We start from the raw sequence: 18,769 nt of genomic DNA on the forward strand, positions 1-18,769 counted from the left end.
TTTTTATTTAACAACACATCAAAAACAATTATAGATTTTATTTATCAAAAACTATTTGTTCGATAGATAAAACTTCTCTATATTTGCATCAGAAATTTAAATATAAAAACAGAAAATTATGTCTTTAGTAGGAAAAAAATTCCCGAATTTAACAATCGACGCAATGTCTGAAATGGGTGACGATTTAAGAATCAACATCCTTGAAGAAGCTACTAACAACCAACAAAAAGTTCTTTTGTTCTGGTACCCTAAAGATTTCACTTTCGTATGCCCTACTGAGCTTCACGCTTTTCAGGAAGCTTTAGGTGAATTCGAAAAAAGAAACACTAAAGTAATTGGTGCTTCTTGTGATACAAACGAAGTACACTTCGCTTGGTTAAACACACCAAAAGATAACGGAGGTATTGAAGGAGTAACTTACCCACTTTTAGCTGATACTCACAGACAATTAGCAAACACTTTAGGAATTGTAGATCAGGATTTCGAATACAATGAAGAAGGAGAAGAAGTATTCACAGGTTCTAACGTAACTTACAGAGCAACTTACCTTATCGACGAAACTGGAAAAATCTTCCACGAAGCGGTAAATGACATGCCTCTAGGTAGAAACGTAAAAGAATTCTTAAGATTAATTGACGCTTACACTCACGTTCAAAAACACGGTGAAGTATGTCCTGCAAACTGGGAAGAAGGTAAAGATGCTATGAAAGCAGACAGAACTTCTACAGCAGAATACTTAGCTAAGAACTAATATAATGTGTTAATTTGAAAATGAGATAATTTGAAAATTAATCTCAGAATGGTTAAAAATTATCTCATTTTCTCCTTTACAAAGCATTAGCACATTTTCAAATTAACAAATTTTCAAATTACAATCATGTACACAGAATTAACCGAAGATACATTACAGAATATCGTAAACGACAACGAAAAAGTAGTTGTTCAATATGGCGCAACATGGTGCGGAAACTGCAGAATTATGAAGCCAAAATTCAAAAAATTAGCATCTGAGAACGAATCTATTCCTTTCTTATATGTAGATGCTGAGAAACTTCCTGAAAGCAGAAAATTAGCAAAAGTAGACAACTTACCTACATTCGCTATCTTTAAAAATGGTGAATTGGTAAACCAGGTTCAATCTAACCAGGCTGAAAGTTTAATTAACCTTTTTAACGAATTAGCATAATGAAATTACCAGTAATCAGACAATTCTACCAGAATCAGACTCCTGAGAACCTAGAAAAAACATTAGAAGTTCTTGAAAGCTTCTGCGAATTCAGAGGAACAAGTGACGAGGATTTAAATGTTGCAGGAGAACTTATTACCAACATTTGCGGAGCTTTGGAGGTTCACGCTAACGTACAAAACGGAATGAGCGAAAAAGATGCTTTAAACTCTTTTGCACAAAAGGTTTTAGGATCTATTGATAAGTAGTTTTTATCATTTAATATTCTATAAAAACACAAAAGATCTGAGGTTTTCCTCAACACCATACTTCCCTATTCTTTACCTCTTACTCTACTTTCTTATCTGAAACAAAACTCCGGCAGCTTACCCAAGCCTACCGAAGTGATATTCAGTATTGAATAGTTAAAGAATATCCAATAAAATCCCGGTGAAATGTCATCAGGATTTTTTGGGTTCACGGCTTATTACAATTATCTTCATTCCGACGAAAGAGAACCCTAAACATTGCTTCGATTCTTCATTTTACTCCGTACTTCCAGAATGACACACCGCAATAAATTGAGATAAGTACATCCATTTAAATGCTAATTTCCTAGTGTTCTTTCGCACCAATTTACGATGGTTTTGATGTTGAATTTTGACCTATCCTTGACAAGGATCGTAAAGTCTAATCCTCGAATATTGAATCATAGGTTCAATACAGTCAAAAAAAATTAAGAATACTTTTCAAATCGGCTCTATCTGCAAAATCTGCGAGAGTAATAAAAACCTTCCCAACATCAGATTTCGGAATAAAAAAATCCTGATGAAAAAAATCACCAGGACTATTATTTAATACTAATTAGATATTCGAATTAGCTTCTTCTACTCATCAGAATATTCAGGATATACCAGAATAAAAGCATAATAGAAGCAAAAAGCTGTAATGCTGCCCCCACATACTGATTCGTAGCATAAGAGTCTTTCAGCTTACTGGTTTGATATAAAATCGCTGCAGAAGCAAGAATGACCATTCCTACAGAGAACCACAATCCAAGATTAAATCCAAAAGCCATTCCTCCAACAATTAATCCGATTGAAATAAATCCTCCGATAATGATAATATTTCTTAAAAAAGAAAAATCTCTCTTGGAAGTAAAAGCAACCGCAGAAATACCTGCAAACATTGCTACCGTTAAAGTAGCTGCCTGGAAGATGATATTAGCACCGCCAGCAATATTAGTAGCTATAAAAAGCAATGGTAAAAAAATCACCGCCTCTAGTACAATATAAAACCCTAACCCAAGATACTGAGTAGACTGACTTTGCGAAAGTGACCATTTAGAGGCTAAAATAGAAGCCAGCCAGAAAACACCGATAATCAACAGCCAGGTGAATCTTCCACTGAACATCATTGCGATAATCTCTGCAGGTACAGTCTTCAACAAAATAGTCTCAACTCCAATAAATGCAAGAATTGATAATGCAACATGCAAATAGGTCTTCTTGTAAAAATTCGCTTTCTCCACTTCCGAAGAATGAGCGACTAAAACATCTGTCATCATAGTTAATATTTTTTTATTAATCGAAATTTATTTATCCTTTTTAACAGGCAATACGCCCAGAATCTTCCCATCATCTTCAAATACAACACTTATCACTTCTTTTGACGAAGAATCTCCGGCATATTTGTATTTAATATTAGGGTGACTGACACCATCCATCGTTACATAATAGCCTACTTTTAAAATCTCAAGTTTTTTATTGGGATCAATACCATCCCTTACTTTTTTAAGAACATCTTCTGTGACAATTTCCTTTACCTTATCAGCAAGCGTTTCGTTCACCGTTTTATAATCCGAAGATTGCAAAGCGGTAATAAACTTCTGAAAATTATCATTATAAATATTGACTTTATCCTTACTTATGGTAGCCGGCTGTTCTTTCTTCTGATTGTTCTCAACCTTCAGCCCTGTGACTTTCTGAGCAAACATTACCTGTGTGCCAACAATCGCCAGACCTAAAAATATTTTTTTCATAGTATTCGTTTTGTAATTGGGTGAAATAGTGATGGAAGATACGAAAATCAGACCAGTTCTAAAAACTTCATCGTATCCACATTGTCTGCATAAGTATCCAGACCCGGATTTTGCGCTTCACCAAAAGAAATTGAGTTTAATCTTAACTCTTCTTTAGCTACTACACACTGAATATTTTCATCGTTTTCAGCGATAAAGTTTTTAACATCATCCAATGATTCGTATCGGCTGAAATTAATCACAGAAAGCGGACTGAACAACTTATCATCTTCTTTCAGCATCACGAAGTTGTTATCCCAGAATTTCTCCAGATTCAAAAGATAAACAGCTCTGTTATAATCATAATTATTAGCATATTTATTATGATTGATAATATCCTTGAACCCTAAAAAGTTTTCAAACAATCTGTCGATCACAAAATCCTGAGGAATGAAAATCCTCGTTACATTTCTGCATCCCAATCCAAAATATTGGAAAATATCTTTTGCTAAAAGCTGGAGTTCTTCATCAGTTTCATCTCCTTTCAAAACAGCAACAGAAGTTCTGTTTTTACGGATAATACTCAAATGATTTTTAAAATAATACTCAAGATATCTTGCGGTATTATTACTTCCGGTAGCAATAACGGCATCAAAATTCTCTAATTTCTCTACAAATTCAAACTGAACCTCGCCTCCGGAAAATTCCTTCCACTTTTTTAATAAGAACGGAATCAAATATTGATCCTTAGATGACAGCTTAATTAAAGGGATATGATTACTGAGCACAACAGAAATCACGTCATGAAACCCTACCAAAGGAATATTTCCGGCTAAAATCAATCCTACTCTCTTGGAAATTTTAGAGATTGAATAATTTTTAAGCCAGTTTTTAATATTTTCTTCCGTAAGAAGATCCGACCATTGTTGCAAAGCAAATTTCTGATTATCAACCGTAAACCACGGATTTCCTATTTCAGATTTCTTTAATAATAATTCAATATTTACATCATCTTCATTGTGATCTTCCGTTTTCCTCGATAAAAACGCCTTTATATAATCACTTAATTTAATAAGTCCTAAAACTTGATTTTCGGTATTCATAATTACTTTAAAATTGGGGAATATTTTGTAATTTTGTGCAAATTTAAAAAAAATTAGCGATGGCTATTAAAATAACTGATGAATGCATTAATTGTGGGGCTTGTGAACCGGAATGTCCAAACAATGCAATATATGAAGGAGCTGTAGATTGGAAAGCTTCTGATGGAACGTCTCTTCAAGGGACGATTACAATGCCGTCAGGACTTACTGTAGATGCAGATGCAGCACAGGAGCCAGTAAGTGATGATGTTTATTTTATCGTAACTGACAAATGTACTGAATGTAAAGGTTTCCATGAAGAGCCACAGTGTGCAGCAGTATGTCCGGTAGACTGCTGTGTTCCGGATGAAGACCATGTAGAATCTGAAGAAGCACTGCTTAATAAAAAAGCATTCTTACACGGCGAATAAAAATAATTCCGTCTCATCATCTGTGAGGCGGCTTTTTTTGATCAAAACCCAACCTAACCAAAAAAATAAAGCGACAGGAATTTAAATTTCTAAAGCAACCAAAAAATAAAAATATGAACAAAAAGCACAACTTCAGCGCAGGGCCATGTATCTTACCACAAGAGGTATTTGAAAAATCAGCACAGGCAATCTTGGACTTTAACGGTATCGGATTATCTCTTCTTGAAATTTCGCACAGAAGTAAAGATTTCGTTGCAGTAATGGACGAAGCACGTGCAATTGTAAAAAGACTGATGAACCTGGGTGATGATTATGAGGTACTTTATTTAGGAAGCGGAGCAAGTATGCAGTTTGCGATGGTGCCTTACAATCTAATGAAAGTAGGCGGAAAAGCAGCTTATCTTGATACAGGAACATGGGCAGCCGGAGCCATCAAAGAAGCAAAAAAACTAGGAACTGTAGATGTAGTGGGCTCTTCAAAAGAAGAAAACTATTCTTTCATTCCTAAAAATTATACGGTAGGTTCGGAATACGATTATTTCCACTGTACCTCCAACAATACAATTTATGGAACTCAGATGAAATCATTTCCTGAAGTGGACACCCTGATGGTGTGTGACATGAGTTCTGATATTTTCTCAAGACAACTTGATTTTTCAAAATTTGACTTAATCTATGCCGGAGCTCAGAAAAATATGGGACCTGCAGGAGTTACTTTAGTCGTTATCAAAAAAGAAATCCTTGGAAAAACAGGAAGAGAAAATATGCTGTCTATGCTTGATTATTCTCAGCATATTTCCAAAGAGTCAATGTACAATACTCCACCGGTATTTCCTATCTATGCATCTCTGTTAACACTACAATACCTTGAAAACAATGGTGGAATTGCAGCAGCAGAACAGAGAAATGAAGCCAAAGCTAAGCTTTTATATGATGAAATTGACAGCAATCCATTATTTGAAACGTTCTGCGTGAAAGAAGACCGTTCATTAATGAATGTTTCTTTCAAAATTACAGATGAAAGTAAAAAAGAGGAGTTTGATAATGCATGGAAAGCTGCAGGAATCAGTGGACTTAACGGTCACAGAAGCCTTGGTGGCTACAGAGCCAGTTTATATAATGCCTTACCTATTGAAAGCGTACAGGTATTGGTGGATGTAATGAAATCTATCAAATAATTTAAGCATTTAAAAATTCAAAGATTGAAAGATTTAAAAACAGTTAATTTAAATTTATTAATTTGCACCCCAGTTTTAAAATTTTGAAATATTTAAATCTTTCAATCTTTAAATCCAATAACACATGAAAGTTTTAGCAAACGATGGAATCTCAAAAGCAGGAGAACAGGCTTTAAAAAACGCCGGAATTGAAATTCTGGACAATAGAGTAGCCCAAGATCACGTTATTAATTTTATCAACGATAATAATGTAGATGTTCTTCTTGTAAGAAGCGCCACAAAAGTAAGGCAAGACCTGATTGATGCCTGTCCGGGACTTAAGATCATAGGTCGTGGCGGTATTGGAATGGATAATATTGATGTTGAATATGCAAAAAGTAAGGGGATTAAAATAATCAATACCCCAACAGCATCTTCAAAATCTGTTGCTGAGTTGGTTTTTGGACACTTCATCGCATTAGCCAGATTCCTTCACGAATCAAACAGACTGATGCCTTTGGAAGGAGAAACTCATTTCAATGCCATGAAAAAGTCATTCAGCAATGCTTATGAACTTTCAGGAAAAACATTAGGAGTAATCGGCTTTGGAAGTATTGGCCAGGAAGTCGTAAAAATAGGAATCGCATTAGGGATGAAAATACAGGTTCTGACAAGAAGCCCAAAAACAGAAGTTCTTACTTTGAATTTCTTTGACGGGCAGTCGGTAAACTTTGAAATCACTTCCACCAATGATATGGACGCTTTCCTTAAAGAATCAGATTTCATCAGCATCAATACCCCAAAAACGAATGAGTACATTATAGACACCCCACAATTTGAAAAAATGAAAGATGGAGTTTATATTGTAAATACTGCAAGAGGCGGTGTGATAAATGAAGTGACACTAATTGATTTTATCGAGTCAGGAAAAGTAGCAGGAGCTGCATTGGACGTTTTTGAAAGCGAGCCCAATCCTGAACTTCCTTTACTGATGAATCCCGCACTCTCACTCTCTCCTCATGTAGGCGGGAATACGGTAGACGCGCAAGAGAAAATCGGTATCGAACTTGCAGAACAAATTATTAAGCTACAAAAAGAAACTATAAGATAAATATGCCTGTTTTTAAACCTTTCCGTGGAATAAGACCTCACAGAGATTTTGAGGATACTTTCCCTACCCATCCACTGGATAATTTTACCCAGGAAGAAATAGCAGAAAAAGCTCAAGTTGAAAATACTTACATCAACATGATAAAGCCCTATGTTGTAAGTAAATCTAAGGATGTAGACCGAAATCTGAGAAAGATCCGTTCCACATTTGAAGAACTTCTGGACGAAAAGAAACTCGTTCAGGATAATTCTGCATATTATCTTTATGAACAAATATATCCTAACAAGCAAATTTTCAGAGGACTTTTAGGTCTTGCCAGTATTGAAGATTTCTGGAATGGAAAAATCAAAAGGCACGAAAGTACCATTCCTCAGAAAAAAGAAAAGCTGGCTCATTACCTTGAAAAAGTAAATCTTCAGGCTGAACCAGTATTGCTAACCTACCCTGCCAACTCGAAAATTGAGTTGTTGATGAACCATGAAGAAAAGAATGTTCCAATTTTCAATCATATAGATACAATTGGAATCAGACATAAAATCTGGAGAATAGACAACCGTTTGAAACTTCAACAGTTTAAAGAAGTCATCGATCAGATTGATTCATTCTACATTGCTGACGGACACCATAGAATTGGTTCCACAGCATTGAATGCAAAAAAACATAAGGATAAAAACAAAAGACACAACGGTACAGAGCTTTATAATTTTGTGTACAGCTTTATTGTTTCAAACCAATCGATCAAGATTCACGACTACAACAGAATCTTACACGATCTGAATGGCCTTTCCACTGAACAATTCCTGAAAGAACTTGAACAGTATTTCCTAATTCACGAAAAAGGAGAAACATCATACTTCCCTTCCCAGAAATTCCATATTTCAATGTATCTGGATGGTAAGTTCTACTCTCTTCACGTAAAGCACGACCTTCGCTCTAAAGAAATGTCTTTAGATAACCTGGATCACCATTTATTGGATAAATATATTTTTAAAGGTATTTTAAAAATAGAAGATCCGGATAGCTCTGATCTGATTTCTTACGTAAAAGGGACTTCTAATATCAGCGGAATTAATATTTTAAAAGAAAAGGTAGACAGCGGAGAAGGAAAAGCCGGCTTCGGAATTTATCCTGTAAGTTTTAATGATATGATTAAAATTTCAGACTTAAAATTAAGCATGCCTCCAAAATGTACATTCATTGAGCCAAAATTGATTACAGCACTGTTAATGTACGATATGAAACCTTAATAAATTCCTATTTTTTTCCTACTTTTATCATTGGAAAAAGAAAGGTAAATAAAAAATGAAAAAAATATTCATTATACTTCCACTCTTTTTGAGTGGATTTTTATTTTCTCAAAAAAAAATCCCCAAAAAGCCTGCTGGCAGAACAGCAATTCCTGTAAAATTAAATTATCACGATGAATTTAAAAAGATCTCAGACGAGGTTATGACCAACGGTAGGGCTTATGAAAATCTTGGAGAACTCACAAAAGGTATCGGGCCACGTTTCAGTGCCACTCCCGGTTATACAAAAGCAGTAGAATGGGCTGAAAAAAAATTCAAGGAAATTGGCATTAATATGATCTGGAGGCAGGAAGCCAAAGCTCCGGTCTGGATCAGAGGAAAAGAATCCTTACAGATAAAAGTAGAAAATGGAGATTGGAAGAACATCAGAATGCTTTCTTTCGGAAACTCTGAAGGAACAGGTGGAAAAGATCTGACAGGCGAAATTGTTTTAATTAACTCTACCTCAGAACTTAATGCAATGTCTGTAGGTCAGTTAAAAGACAAAATAGTTTTCGTGAATGTTCCTATGGATCCGAAAATCATTAACACCAGTGACTCCTATTTACAGACCGCAAAATCAAAATTAATTTCTGCTTCTGTCATAGCTAAAACAGGTGCAAAAGCTTTAATTATAAGATCATTAACAACGGCTAATGATGATACTCCACATGCCAAAATGATTTACTATGAATCAGATGATAAAGTTAAAATTCCTGCTTTATCAATAGGAGTAAGATCGGCAGATGAACTGGAAAAGACATTAAAAAAGCAAAAAGTAACGGCTAAAATTAATATGACTGCCGAATCAAAAGGCAATACAACCAATCCCAATATTATTGCTGAGATTCAGGGTAAAAAAGATGCTAAAGTGATTGTTTTAGGGGCTCAACTTGACTCATGGGATGTAGGCGAAGGCGCCATTGATGATGGAACCGGGGTTGTTCAGTGTATCGAGGTTTTAAGAACTCTGAAAGCGCTTGGTTATGAAAACAATCATACCATCCGTGTGGTTCTGTATGCCAATAGTGAAAACGGAGGACAAGGTCGTGAAATGTATGCTGCTTACGTGAAAAAGAGAGACGAAAAACATATATTCGCCTTAGGAACAGATGCCGGAGGCTATTCTCCAAGAGGGTTTTCATTGGATATGTCTCCTCAAAGAAGAAGACTCGTTTCTCCCTGGAAAGAATATTTTCTTCCTTATGGCGTTTATGATTTTGACCAAACAGATGCCATTCAGGATATTTCACCTTTGAAAAAGCTGGATATTCCTTTAGCAGAACTTGTGGTAGACACACAAAGATATTTCGACTACCATCATTCTGAACAGGACACTTTTGATAAAGTAAATAAAAGAGAACTTTTACTGGGAGCGGTTGCCATCACACAGATGATTTTTATGGTTGATAAAAACTGGTAATATGAAAAAGATTGTAAATTTATCATTATTAACTTTAGGAATAACCTTTATATCAGGCCAAACTAAAGAAGACTCTATACAATTCAGCAAGATCTCCACCGAGATTTTAAATAACGGAAAAGGATATGATGAACTTCGTGAACTTACAAAAAATATAGGCCATCGCTTAAGTGGTTCCGAAGCCTATGAAAAATCTGTACAATGGGCTGCACAGAAACTTCGTGATGCCGGTGCAGACAAAGTATGGCTTCAGGAAGTGATGATCCCGGTTTGGGTAAGAGGAAAAGAATCCTTACACATCAAGACTTCGAATGGAAGTTGGAAAAGTCTTAAAATGCTTTCTTTAGGTAATTCTGAAGGAACAGGCGGAAAAGATGTTTCCGGAGAGATCATTATGGTTAAATCCCTAGAAGAATATGACAAACTCCCTCCTGAAAAGGTAAAAGATAAGATTGTTTTCTTTAATTATCCTTTTAATCAGGGAAATGTACAAACTTTTATTTCCTATAGAGAATCGGGCGCTTACAGAAGAACTGCCGCATCTCTAACCGCAAAGAAAGGTGGAAAATTTGCAATTATCCGATCTCTTTCTTCAGCGTTCGATGATGTTCCACATACGGGAAATATGCGATACGAAGAGAATATTGCTAAAATTCCAGCCGTTACGATTGGAAATACAACTGCAGATGAACTGGAAGCTTTATTAAAAAATCAGAAAGTCACAGCCAAACTCAATTCCAGTTGTGGAATGAAAGGGGAGAAACTCTCCCACTCCGTAATAGGTGAAATTACAGGCAAAAAAGACCAGAATGTAATCGTAGTGGGTGGACATCTGGATTCCTGGGATGTAGGTGAAGGCGCTCATGACGACGGATCCGGAATTGTTCAAAGTATTGAAGTGTTAAGAACATTCAAAAAATTAGGACTCCGGAATAACCATACCATTAGAGCAGTCTGTTTTGCCAATGAAGAAAATGGGACCAAAGGCGGAAAGCAATACGGAAAAACAGCAAAAGATAATAATGAAAAACATCTTTTTGCCATAGAATCCGATGCCGGAGGATTTTCTCCCCGTGGAATTTCCCTGGAAATGGATGATTCCAAAAGAAACCAGATTAAAAGCTGGGGAAACTTATTTCTGCCTTATGGGGTTTACAACTTTGAAGGAAAGTATTCGGGTTCAGACATTGCTCCTCTTCATGAAATGGGTGTTCCTACCGCAGAACTTGTTCCGGAGCCACAGCGTTATTTTGACATTCACCATACTGCAGAAGATACTTTTGAAAAAGTCAACCGTAGAGAACTCCTTCTGGGCTCAACGGTGATGACACAACTTATTTATATGATTGATAAAAATTGGTAACCATGAAAAAGATACTAGGAACCTCATTATTACTTTTTGGAATGGCAGCTTTTGGCCAGGCTAAAGAAGATTCAATACAATTCAGCAAGATCTCCCTTGAAGTTTTAAATAACGGAAAAGGATATAACGATCTTCGTGAACTTACTAAAAATATCGGTCACCGTTTAAGCGGTTCCGAAGCCTATGAGAAATCTGTACAATGGGCAGCACAGAAACTTCGTGATGCCGGTGCAGACAAAGTATGGCTTCAGGATGTAATGATCCCTGTTTGGGTAAGGGGAAAAGAATCATTACACATCAAAACCTCCAACGGAAGTTGGAAAAGTCTTAAAATGCTTTCCCTGGGAAATTCTGAAGGAACAGGCGGAAAAGATATCTCAGGGGAAATCATCATGGTAAAATCTATGGATGAATACAATAAGCTCTCCCCGGAACAGGTAAAGGACAAAATACTGTTCTTCAATTATGCTTTCAAACAATCCTTCATAGAAACGTTTAAAGGATATGGAGATGCATCCAAATACAGAACAACCGCAGCATCTTTAACGGCTAAAAAAGGTGGAAAGTTTGCCATTATCAGGTCACTTTCTTCAGCATTTGATGATGTACCTCATACCGGAGCTATGCGCTATGAAGAAAACGTTTCCAAAATACCGGCTGTAGCTATCGGAAGTACTACTGCAGATGAATTGGAAACCTTATTAAAGAATCAAAAAATTACGGCAAAACTGAACTCCAACTGTGGAATGAAAGGAGAGAAACTCTCCCACTCCGTCATTGGTGAAATTACCGGTAAAAAAGACCAGAATGTAATTGTTGTAGGTGGTCACCTTGATTCCTGGGATGTAGGTGAAGGGGCTCATGATGATGGTGCCGGAATTGTTCAGAGTATTGAAGTTCTGAGAACATTTAAAAAATTAGGAATACAAAACAACCACACGATCAGAGTCGTTTGTTTCGCCAATGAAGAAAATGGTGTGAAAGGCGGTATTCAATATGGTAAAATGGTAAAAGAAAAGAATGAAAAACATCTTTTTGCCATAGAATCCGATGCCGGAGGTTTTGCACCGAGAGGAATCGCTCTGGACATGGATGATACCAAAAGAAAACAAATTCAAAGCTGGTCAAAACTATTCCTACCGTATGGAGTGTACAACTTTGAAGAAAGATTTTCCGGAACAGATCTTTATCCACTTCATGATATGGGAGTTCCCGCGGCTGAATTGATGCCAGATTCTCAACGTTATTTTGATATTCATCATACTGAAGAAGACACCTTTGAGAAAGTTAACAGAAGAGAGCTTTTATTGGGAGCCGTAGCCATGACCCATATTATTTATATGATTGATAAAAACTGGTAGTGAAATGCCAGTTTGATATAAATGAACCCATTAAGTCTTGATAAGATTTGATGGGTTTTCTTTGTTTTAAAAACACAGATCCAAAATATGATACCACAAATTACACCAAGATTTCCATTTAAATCAGGTTTGAAATTGAGCTTCTGTTTCAGTACAGCCTTTGTTATTCAATTAAAAACCTAATCTGGATTCTTACAGAATGACAAACTGCGTGTAAAAAATTCAATAGAAACGCATAATTCTGAACATAATCGAAGCATAGCCCATTCAAATCATACAATAAATTCCATTGGATTTAAGCCAAAACCTATATCTAAGAATTTTATAATCAAGATCTATTTTTCTTTTTTAAAAATCAGCCCATCAATATCAGGAATTTCCAATCCATTATCCGAACCAAACGAACAGTCTGAAACTTTAGAATGATAGCCAAAAGCAATCGTATTATTCTCAAGCTTTTTAAGGTCAATGACAGCATCTTTGATGGTACAATCTTGATACTTTTCAAAAGCAGCTTTAATAACTTTTAGTTGATATTCTGATGGTGCAGAGGAAGAAATTTTGCTTTCATTCACTATGAATTTTTCTCCGTTTATATTAATTAATACAATTTGAAAATGTTCTTTCTCTCCCTTCTCCAAGCTTATGATTAAAGATAGTGAACTTCCTTCTACCTCAGTTTTCCAGATTCCTACCAATTCAGTCATTTTTCTTTCTGTTTCCGAAAGCTGCTGTCCATATCCTAGGCTGCTGAAAAATAAAATTAACCCAATATATATTCTATTCATTTCAAACAATTATAATCTAAAAATAAAGCTTTTTTCTTTGTTTAAGGAAATAAGTTAAAAAACCTCCTAAAAAACAACAGCATACGCCCTTTTAAAATAATGTGTTAATCGTGAAATAATCACTTTGGCATGATATTGGCATGTAAATTATTGAGAAAAAATTAAAAAAAGCACTAAGGATGAGAAAAAAGGTTTTCTGTGGATTTTCAGTTTTCCACTGATTCAAAGTTCATATCTCGTATATGAATCCTTTTTTTTCTACGATGCCGTAAAAGATACGGGTACGTGATTGATTGGCCCTCCGGTTGATTTTTCACAGCAGATTTATGCCCCGTATCTAACAGGTATCATCAATAAGAAACCGTGAATCATGTATTGATTCAAAAACGATTATTAATTCCGGACTTCAAAGCCCGGTATCATAATATTGAATAAACGGCAAAGTTATCATGAACCTTAGCCCAGTAAAGAAGTATGCTTTCTTTATACCATGATAATTATACCTAATTTATTCTCAATTAATTAATGTATAACCCTTAAAATGTTAGTAATGATGAGAGCCTTTTTTGAAATGATTTTTAAGAGAAATGAAGACGCTGCAAAAATGCATATCTGGAGCTTGCTTTTGGTATTAAGTTTTGCTGCTTTTTCTGTACTGGTATACAGTTCAAAACCAAGTTTTAATAGCTTAATAGTATATCTTACCGCCTTTGCCGCTTATATCGGCTTTGGTCTTGTATTCATCAGTTCCCTTGCTGGAACAGGGATGAAGAAAAGATAAGGTAGAAACATATAACTTTTATTTCACTCTTTTACTGAAAAACCGCCCTTTTATTGAAGGGCGGTTTTTTTATACATTGTTTATCTACAATTTCACAGATTATTCTTTGAAGATATCTTTCATCATCTTTTCAAGGAATTGTGTCGTCTCCTCCTCGACCATTTTTTCAGATTTTGCTACTAATTCCGCATGAAAAGGTTGGCAACAAGCTTTTATCCCAAAGCCGTCATCAGTTTTTACAAACTCCGGATGTAAGTTGTGTTCTTTACAAACTTCAGCCTCTATTGTCTGCTTTATTAAATCGTAATTCAAATCAAACATATTTTATATTTTTATTTCGTTGGTGTGGGATAAAGATAGGGATAATTTATTTTCACAAGAGACCGTATTTCCACGGTATTTTACATCTTAATCATTACCCTTTTAAATAGACTTTCTTTTTAAGGTTCACATTCATTTCAGCTCCGCCTCTTTTTATTTTCAAGTCCATAACAACATTATCTTTTTCTATTCTGTTCAGGAAATAATGACAGACACCTTCTTTGTCAAGATTATCAAGGTTTATATTATTAATACTAATGATAGAATCTCCCACCTTCAAAGGAAAATTCTCTTCCTGAAATACATAGGCTACAATAGGCTTAGAGTCTATAAAACGATACCCAAAACCAAAAGACTCCAGCTTATGAATAGTTTCCTTAATTTGCTTCATATAAATCTTACGAGATTCCCAATCCAGAACAAATACAAAGTTTTTCAAAAAATCATTTCCTACTAAGCCTGAATTGCCTGTTGTTATTACTTCATTGCTAAAACTTTTATTTCCCAAAGTAACATTAGAAGCTTTAAAAATATATCCCAGCACAGGATTTCCGGTCCCAAAAGCCCCTACAGAGCTATTTCCGTAAACATCTACTTTCTCAGTTACTTTTTTAGAATTGTAATTATTGGTCGTTATCTTTATATTTCCTGAAGACCCTGTATCAAATATAAGGTTCATTTTCTTATCAAAAACATTGGCTTCTATAATAGGTGTTTTCTGATCTTTTACATCAAAAGGAATCACAATATCATAACCTGTAAGATCAAACGTAGAAAGATCCTGAGTTGCTTCCAATGAATTCTCATTATAATTCACTCTCCAAAAAAGTTTAGCCATCTGATTAGAACCAAGAATTCCATCTATTTTAAAGCATTCAAATTCAGTTGCCGTAAGATCCATCACCATAACTCCAATATCTTTAAAAGCTAGCTGATCTATAATCATTTCAGGCAATACCGTAAATATCTGGTCCTGTTTATTTTTCTGTGAGTCCTTTACACTGCTTTTATGTTTCTTTTCAAGACCCAAATCTGTATAAATTGCCGTAGAAATAACGGTTGGAGCTCCAGTATCTAAAAGAAAATTATATATTTTCCCGTTGATACTTACTTTTACAAAAGGTAAGTCTGTAGAATATTTTAAATTAATTTTTTCAACGGCTGACTTTAGCTGAACGTCTCCGTTTTCAAAGAACTTCTTCCCTTGAGCAATAAGACTAAGATGGGAGAATATAAAAAGAGTGTAGAAGATTTTTTTCATGAAGTAGTTTTTACTAAAGTAGTCATTTTTAGAGTGTAGACAAAACCTTCACTTATAGATTAACAAAAAAGCCGCCCTTTTCAGGACGGCTTTCATATCTTAAAGATTCAACTATTTTACTTTTACAAGCTCAACGTCAAAAACTAACCAAGAGTTTGGTGGGATAACTCCTCCTGCACCTCTTTCTCCGTAACCCATTGCTGGTGGGATCAATAATGTAGCAGTTTCTCCTTCTTTTAATAATAGGATTCCCTCATCCCATCCTTTGATTACTCTTCCCATTCCGATTGGAATATCGATAGGCTCGTTTCTCTTGAATGAAGAATCAAATTCAGTTCCATCTACTAATTTACCTGCATAATGTACAGATACGTTATCACCTGCTTTTGGAGCTTTACCGTCAGCAGTTTTAGTGATTTTATAGTAAAGACCTGATTCAGTTTTTTGCATTCCAGCTTTTAAGCTTTCAACTAATTTTTCCTGGTTTGCTTTGAATTCTTCTTCTTTTTTCTTTTTTTCTGCTTCTTCTTTAGCAATAAAAGCTTTATTATTTTCTGCGATTTTAGCTTTTCCTTCGTTGAAAGTTTTTGCTGCATCGTAGTTTTTGTACTCATCACCTTTACCGAAGATAGAAACTTTTTCTAAAACGATATCTGTTTTAGGTTTATCCTGAGCTCCTTTTTCAACATTAGCAATAGTATCAATCACATCATTACCTTTTACTACTTTTCCGAAGATTGTGTGTCTTCCGTCTAACCAAGGGGTAGCTACTTCAGTAATGAAGAACTGGGAACCGTTTGTATTTGGTCCGGAGTTCGCCATAGAAAGAATACCTTTCCCTGTGTGTTTAAGATCGTTTCTTTCGTCCTCGAATTTATATCCAGGATCTCCCATTCCTGTTCCCTGAGGATCACCTCCCTGGATCATGAAATCTTTGATTACTCTGTGGAAAATAGTTCCGTCATAGTAAGGAACTCCCTTAGCCTTAGCTTTGTTATCGATTTTCCCTTCTGCAAGACCGATAAAGTTGGCTACAGTTACTGGTGCTTTCTTGTCCTCAAACTTAACAATCATGTTACCTTTTGTAGTTTGAAGATTGGCATAAAGTCCGTCATTAAGACCTTCGTAAGTTTCTTTGTCTACGTTCATTTTTTTATAAATTGGGGTACAACTCATCAGCGAAACACTTGCCGCTGCCAGAATTATATTCTTGTTAAACAATTTCATGTATTATAAAGCTTTTAATTTTATGATTAAAGGTATATCGTTGTCTATTTTCTTTTCGTCTCCAAAAGTTCCATAAGCCAAAGAAGACGGTACCAAAAGCGTCAATTCCTCTCCATCATGTATAAAACGTAAAGCATTTTCCACCGCTTTCAGTTCATCAAAATGTCCAAATTTGGCATCTCTTCTTTCAAATGGCTGATCATAGATCCTGGTCTGGTCAAAATCATACAATTCATAAGAATAGGAAATCAGAGTATTATCTGCTCTTCTTTCTCTACGATCAAAACTGTCAACCGTCACCCAATAATTAAGCTGTGTAGGATAAAACTTTACGTTTTGCCCATTGATCCAATCCTGAATCTGCCCTCTTTCGATGGTATTCAGGCTTTTCATCCTGTTTTTAGAAACATCCAGATCTTTCTGGCTCAAAACACCCCCTACCGGAGGGTGGGCAGTCTGCGTATTTCTATTACAGCTCAGCAAGCTTATGGCTGATATGAAGAGTAATTTTTTCATAAACTTTTGCGAAAATACACATTTTGCGAATCAATTACAAAAGCTTTTAAACCATAAATGTAAATTATATAAAAACCTCTGTTACCATTTATGGGTAAAATCTTAACCACAAAAGATACAAAAGTTTTGAACACTTAAGTTTTATAAGTTAAAAGTATAGTGTTGGTAAGAAAACTTAAGTTTAAAAATCAAAGATTTTTTTGATACACTAATCTTCACAACCTTTGAACAAAATTACAAGCAAACATCTGTGTAAATCTACGCAATCTACGGGTAAAATATAATATACGTCCCTATTTCTTAATTTGTGTAAAATTTAATCTAAAAAATATAATAATAAAAAAACCGGGAGAATTCCCGGCTTCCTATAATGTATTTAGATACTCTTAAACTGTTTCAAGTACATGATCTACAGCTACTCTCCATCCGAATGGATCTTCAGAAAGGTTGTTTTGAAGATCTACTAAATCTTTTTTAAGAATCGCTGCATAGCTTTCTTCGTCTGATAATCTTGGAAGTGATAATTTCTCCCCTTCATACCCTAAAGCCTGGAATTGAGTGGTTACCACTGCTGTACCTACTCCCCATACTTCTTTAAGAGAACCGTTTTTCAAAGCCTCGATTACTGTTTTTACCGGAATTGGCTCAACTTTTACTTCGATACCTCTTTTCTTAGCCAATTGAAGGAAGCTGTCTCTTGTTACTCCGTCAAGAATTTTTTCAGAGGTTGGTGGTGTATAGATGGTATCGTTGATTCTTACAAATACGTTCATTGTACCACTCTCTTCAAAATATTCGTGAGTTGCATCATCAGTCCAGATGATTTGCTCATATCCTTCTTCAATAGCCAATTGAGTTGGATAGAAAGAAGCTGCATAGTTACCAGCTGCTTTAGCAGAACCTACTCCCCCATTTGCTGCTCTTGAATAGTGATCAGAGATTTTTACAGAAACAGGCTCTGAATAATAGCTCTTCGCCGGTGTTGCTACGATAGCAAACATATATTTTTCAGAAACTCTTGCTTTCAAAGCTTCTTCTGTAGCAAAAATCAATGGTCTGATATATAAAGACATTCCTTCTCCCTGAGGAATCCAGTCTCTGTCAATATCTACTAATGCTTTTAATCCGTCTAAAAACATTTCTTCAGTCACCTCAGGCATAGCAAGACGCTTCGCTGACTTGTTGATACGTTCAAAATTCTTTTCAGGCCTGAAAAGGAAAACCTGCCCATCTTTGTCTTTATAGGCTTTCATACCTTCAAAACAAGCTTGCCCATAGTTTACTCCCATCATAGCAGGGGTAAATGGTATCGGACCATAAGGAACTAATTTTACATCACCCCATTTTCCGTTTTCGTACTCACATATAATCATATGATCTATGAAAGTTCCACCAAACGAAAAATTGTTAGGGTCAAATGTAGAAATTCTGGAGTTTTCAGTTTTTTGAATTATCATTTTTTAAAATTTTTACGAT

General features: G+C 35.4%; 20 protein-coding genes. 11 read left to right on the forward strand and 9 right to left on the reverse strand.

The window, feature by feature from the left end; genetic code table 11:
- The first annotated feature begins 118 nt into the window (after positions 1-118).
- The 3 genes from EG344_RS01170 to EG344_RS01180 all read left to right on the forward strand — a co-directional run bounded on the left by EG344_RS01170 (position 119) and on the right by EG344_RS01180 (position 1,434).
- A complete protein-coding gene (locus tag EG344_RS01170) occupies positions 119-751 on the forward strand; it encodes a peroxiredoxin (protein ID WP_089733937.1) in 633 nt (210 codons plus the stop codon).
- A 126-nt stretch (positions 752-877) separates the two neighbouring features.
- Complete coding sequence (locus EG344_RS01175) at positions 878-1,186, forward strand: thioredoxin family protein (protein ID WP_123274739.1); 309 nt, start codon at positions 878-880, stop codon at positions 1,184-1,186.
- Positions 1,186-1,434 (forward strand): DUF6952 family protein, encoded by a 249-nt coding sequence (locus EG344_RS01180; protein ID WP_062161170.1) that lies wholly within the window; start codon positions 1,186-1,188, stop codon positions 1,432-1,434. Before EG344_RS01175 ends, EG344_RS01180 begins: the two co-directional genes overlap by 1 nt.
- Before the next feature lie 608 nt (positions 1,435-2,042).
- Here the strand turns inward: EG344_RS01180 and EG344_RS01185 are convergent.
- Genes EG344_RS01185 through EG344_RS01195 form a run of 3 tightly spaced genes read right to left on the reverse strand, consistent with a single transcriptional unit; the run spans position 2,043 to position 4,288 of the window.
- On the reverse strand, positions 2,043-2,732 hold the full coding sequence (locus tag EG344_RS01185) for a Bax inhibitor-1 family protein (RefSeq protein WP_123907905.1): 690 nt from the start codon (positions 2,730-2,732) through the stop codon (positions 2,043-2,045).
- A 27-nt stretch (positions 2,733-2,759) separates the two neighbouring features.
- Positions 2,760-3,206, reverse strand: a complete 447-nt coding sequence (locus tag EG344_RS01190) for a peptidylprolyl isomerase (protein ID WP_123907906.1) — start codon at positions 3,204-3,206, stop codon at positions 2,760-2,762.
- A 47-nt stretch (positions 3,207-3,253) separates the two neighbouring features.
- Positions 3,254-4,288 carry an acyl-CoA reductase gene (locus tag EG344_RS01195; RefSeq protein WP_123907907.1) on the reverse strand — a complete coding sequence of 345 codons (1,035 nt, stop codon included), beginning with the start codon at positions 4,286-4,288 and terminating at the stop codon, positions 3,254-3,256.
- A 59-nt stretch (positions 4,289-4,347) separates the two neighbouring features.
- Here EG344_RS01195 and EG344_RS01200 point away from each other — a divergent pair, with 59 nt between their 5' ends.
- The 7 genes from EG344_RS01200 (at position 4,348) to EG344_RS01230 (ending at position 12,399) form a co-directional block, all read left to right on the forward strand.
- The gene (locus EG344_RS01200; RefSeq protein WP_123860506.1) at positions 4,348-4,698 is read left to right on the forward strand and encodes a 4Fe-4S binding protein; all 351 of its coding nucleotides are present in this window, start codon (positions 4,348-4,350) and stop codon (positions 4,696-4,698) included.
- A 113-nt stretch (positions 4,699-4,811) separates the two neighbouring features.
- On the forward strand, positions 4,812-5,876 hold the full coding sequence (gene serC, locus EG344_RS01205) for a 3-phosphoserine/phosphohydroxythreonine transaminase (protein WP_123907908.1): 1,065 nt from the start codon (positions 4,812-4,814) through the stop codon (positions 5,874-5,876).
- A gap of 124 nt (positions 5,877-6,000) precedes the next feature.
- Entirely contained in the window at positions 6,001-6,966 is a 966-nt protein-coding gene (locus EG344_RS01210; protein WP_123907909.1) for a D-2-hydroxyacid dehydrogenase, read from the forward strand.
- Positions 6,967-6,968: 2 nt separating this feature from the next.
- A complete protein-coding gene (locus EG344_RS01215; protein WP_123907910.1) occupies positions 6,969-8,213 on the forward strand; it encodes a DUF1015 domain-containing protein in 1,245 nt (414 codons plus the stop codon).
- 55 nt (positions 8,214-8,268) lie between these two features.
- Positions 8,269-9,675, forward strand: a complete 1,407-nt coding sequence (locus EG344_RS01220) for a M28 family peptidase (protein ID WP_123907911.1) — start codon at positions 8,269-8,271, stop codon at positions 9,673-9,675.
- Position 9,676: 1 nt separating this feature from the next.
- Positions 9,677-11,038: a M28 family peptidase gene (locus tag EG344_RS01225; RefSeq protein WP_123907912.1), complete on the forward strand. Its 1,362-nt coding sequence runs from the start codon at positions 9,677-9,679 to the stop codon at positions 11,036-11,038.
- A gap of 2 nt (positions 11,039-11,040) precedes the next feature.
- Entirely contained in the window at positions 11,041-12,399 is a 1,359-nt protein-coding gene (locus EG344_RS01230; protein ID WP_123907913.1) for a M20/M25/M40 family metallo-hydrolase, read from the forward strand.
- A gap of 335 nt (positions 12,400-12,734) precedes the next feature.
- On the opposite strand, the gene EG344_RS01235 is transcribed toward EG344_RS01230, so the two are convergent.
- Entirely contained in the window at positions 12,735-13,187 is a 453-nt protein-coding gene (locus EG344_RS01235) for a hypothetical protein (RefSeq protein ID WP_123907914.1), read from the reverse strand.
- A gap of 550 nt (positions 13,188-13,737) precedes the next feature.
- Between EG344_RS01235 and EG344_RS01240 the strand changes: the two genes are divergently transcribed.
- Positions 13,738-13,968, forward strand: a complete 231-nt coding sequence (locus EG344_RS01240; RefSeq protein ID WP_123907915.1) for a hypothetical protein — start codon at positions 13,738-13,740, stop codon at positions 13,966-13,968.
- Between the two features lie 99 nt (positions 13,969-14,067).
- Here EG344_RS01240 and EG344_RS01245 read toward each other — a convergent pair whose 3' ends face one another.
- The 5 genes from EG344_RS01245 to EG344_RS01265 all read right to left on the reverse strand — a co-directional run bounded on the left by EG344_RS01245 (position 14,068) and on the right by EG344_RS01265 (position 18,750).
- Positions 14,068-14,289 carry a hypothetical protein gene (locus EG344_RS01245; RefSeq protein ID WP_065394710.1) on the reverse strand — a complete coding sequence of 74 codons (222 nt, stop codon included), beginning with the start codon at positions 14,287-14,289 and terminating at the stop codon, positions 14,068-14,070.
- Between the two features lie 94 nt (positions 14,290-14,383).
- Positions 14,384-15,550: a retropepsin-like aspartic protease gene (locus EG344_RS01250; protein ID WP_123907916.1), complete on the reverse strand. Its 1,167-nt coding sequence runs from the start codon at positions 15,548-15,550 to the stop codon at positions 14,384-14,386.
- Between the two features lie 111 nt (positions 15,551-15,661).
- Positions 15,662-16,699: a peptidylprolyl isomerase gene (locus EG344_RS01255; RefSeq protein ID WP_228412938.1), complete on the reverse strand. Its 1,038-nt coding sequence runs from the start codon at positions 16,697-16,699 to the stop codon at positions 15,662-15,664.
- Positions 16,700-16,780: 81 nt separating this feature from the next.
- Positions 16,781-17,293: a hypothetical protein gene (locus EG344_RS01260; RefSeq protein ID WP_123907917.1), complete on the reverse strand. Its 513-nt coding sequence runs from the start codon at positions 17,291-17,293 to the stop codon at positions 16,781-16,783.
- 386 nt (positions 17,294-17,679) lie between these two features.
- Positions 17,680-18,750: a branched-chain amino acid aminotransferase gene (locus EG344_RS01265; RefSeq protein ID WP_123907918.1), complete on the reverse strand. Its 1,071-nt coding sequence runs from the start codon at positions 18,748-18,750 to the stop codon at positions 17,680-17,682.
- Positions 18,751-18,769: the final 19 nt, after the last annotated feature.

This window comes from Chryseobacterium sp. G0162 (assembly GCF_003815715.1).
Lineage (GTDB): Bacteria > Bacteroidota > Bacteroidia > Flavobacteriales > Weeksellaceae > Chryseobacterium.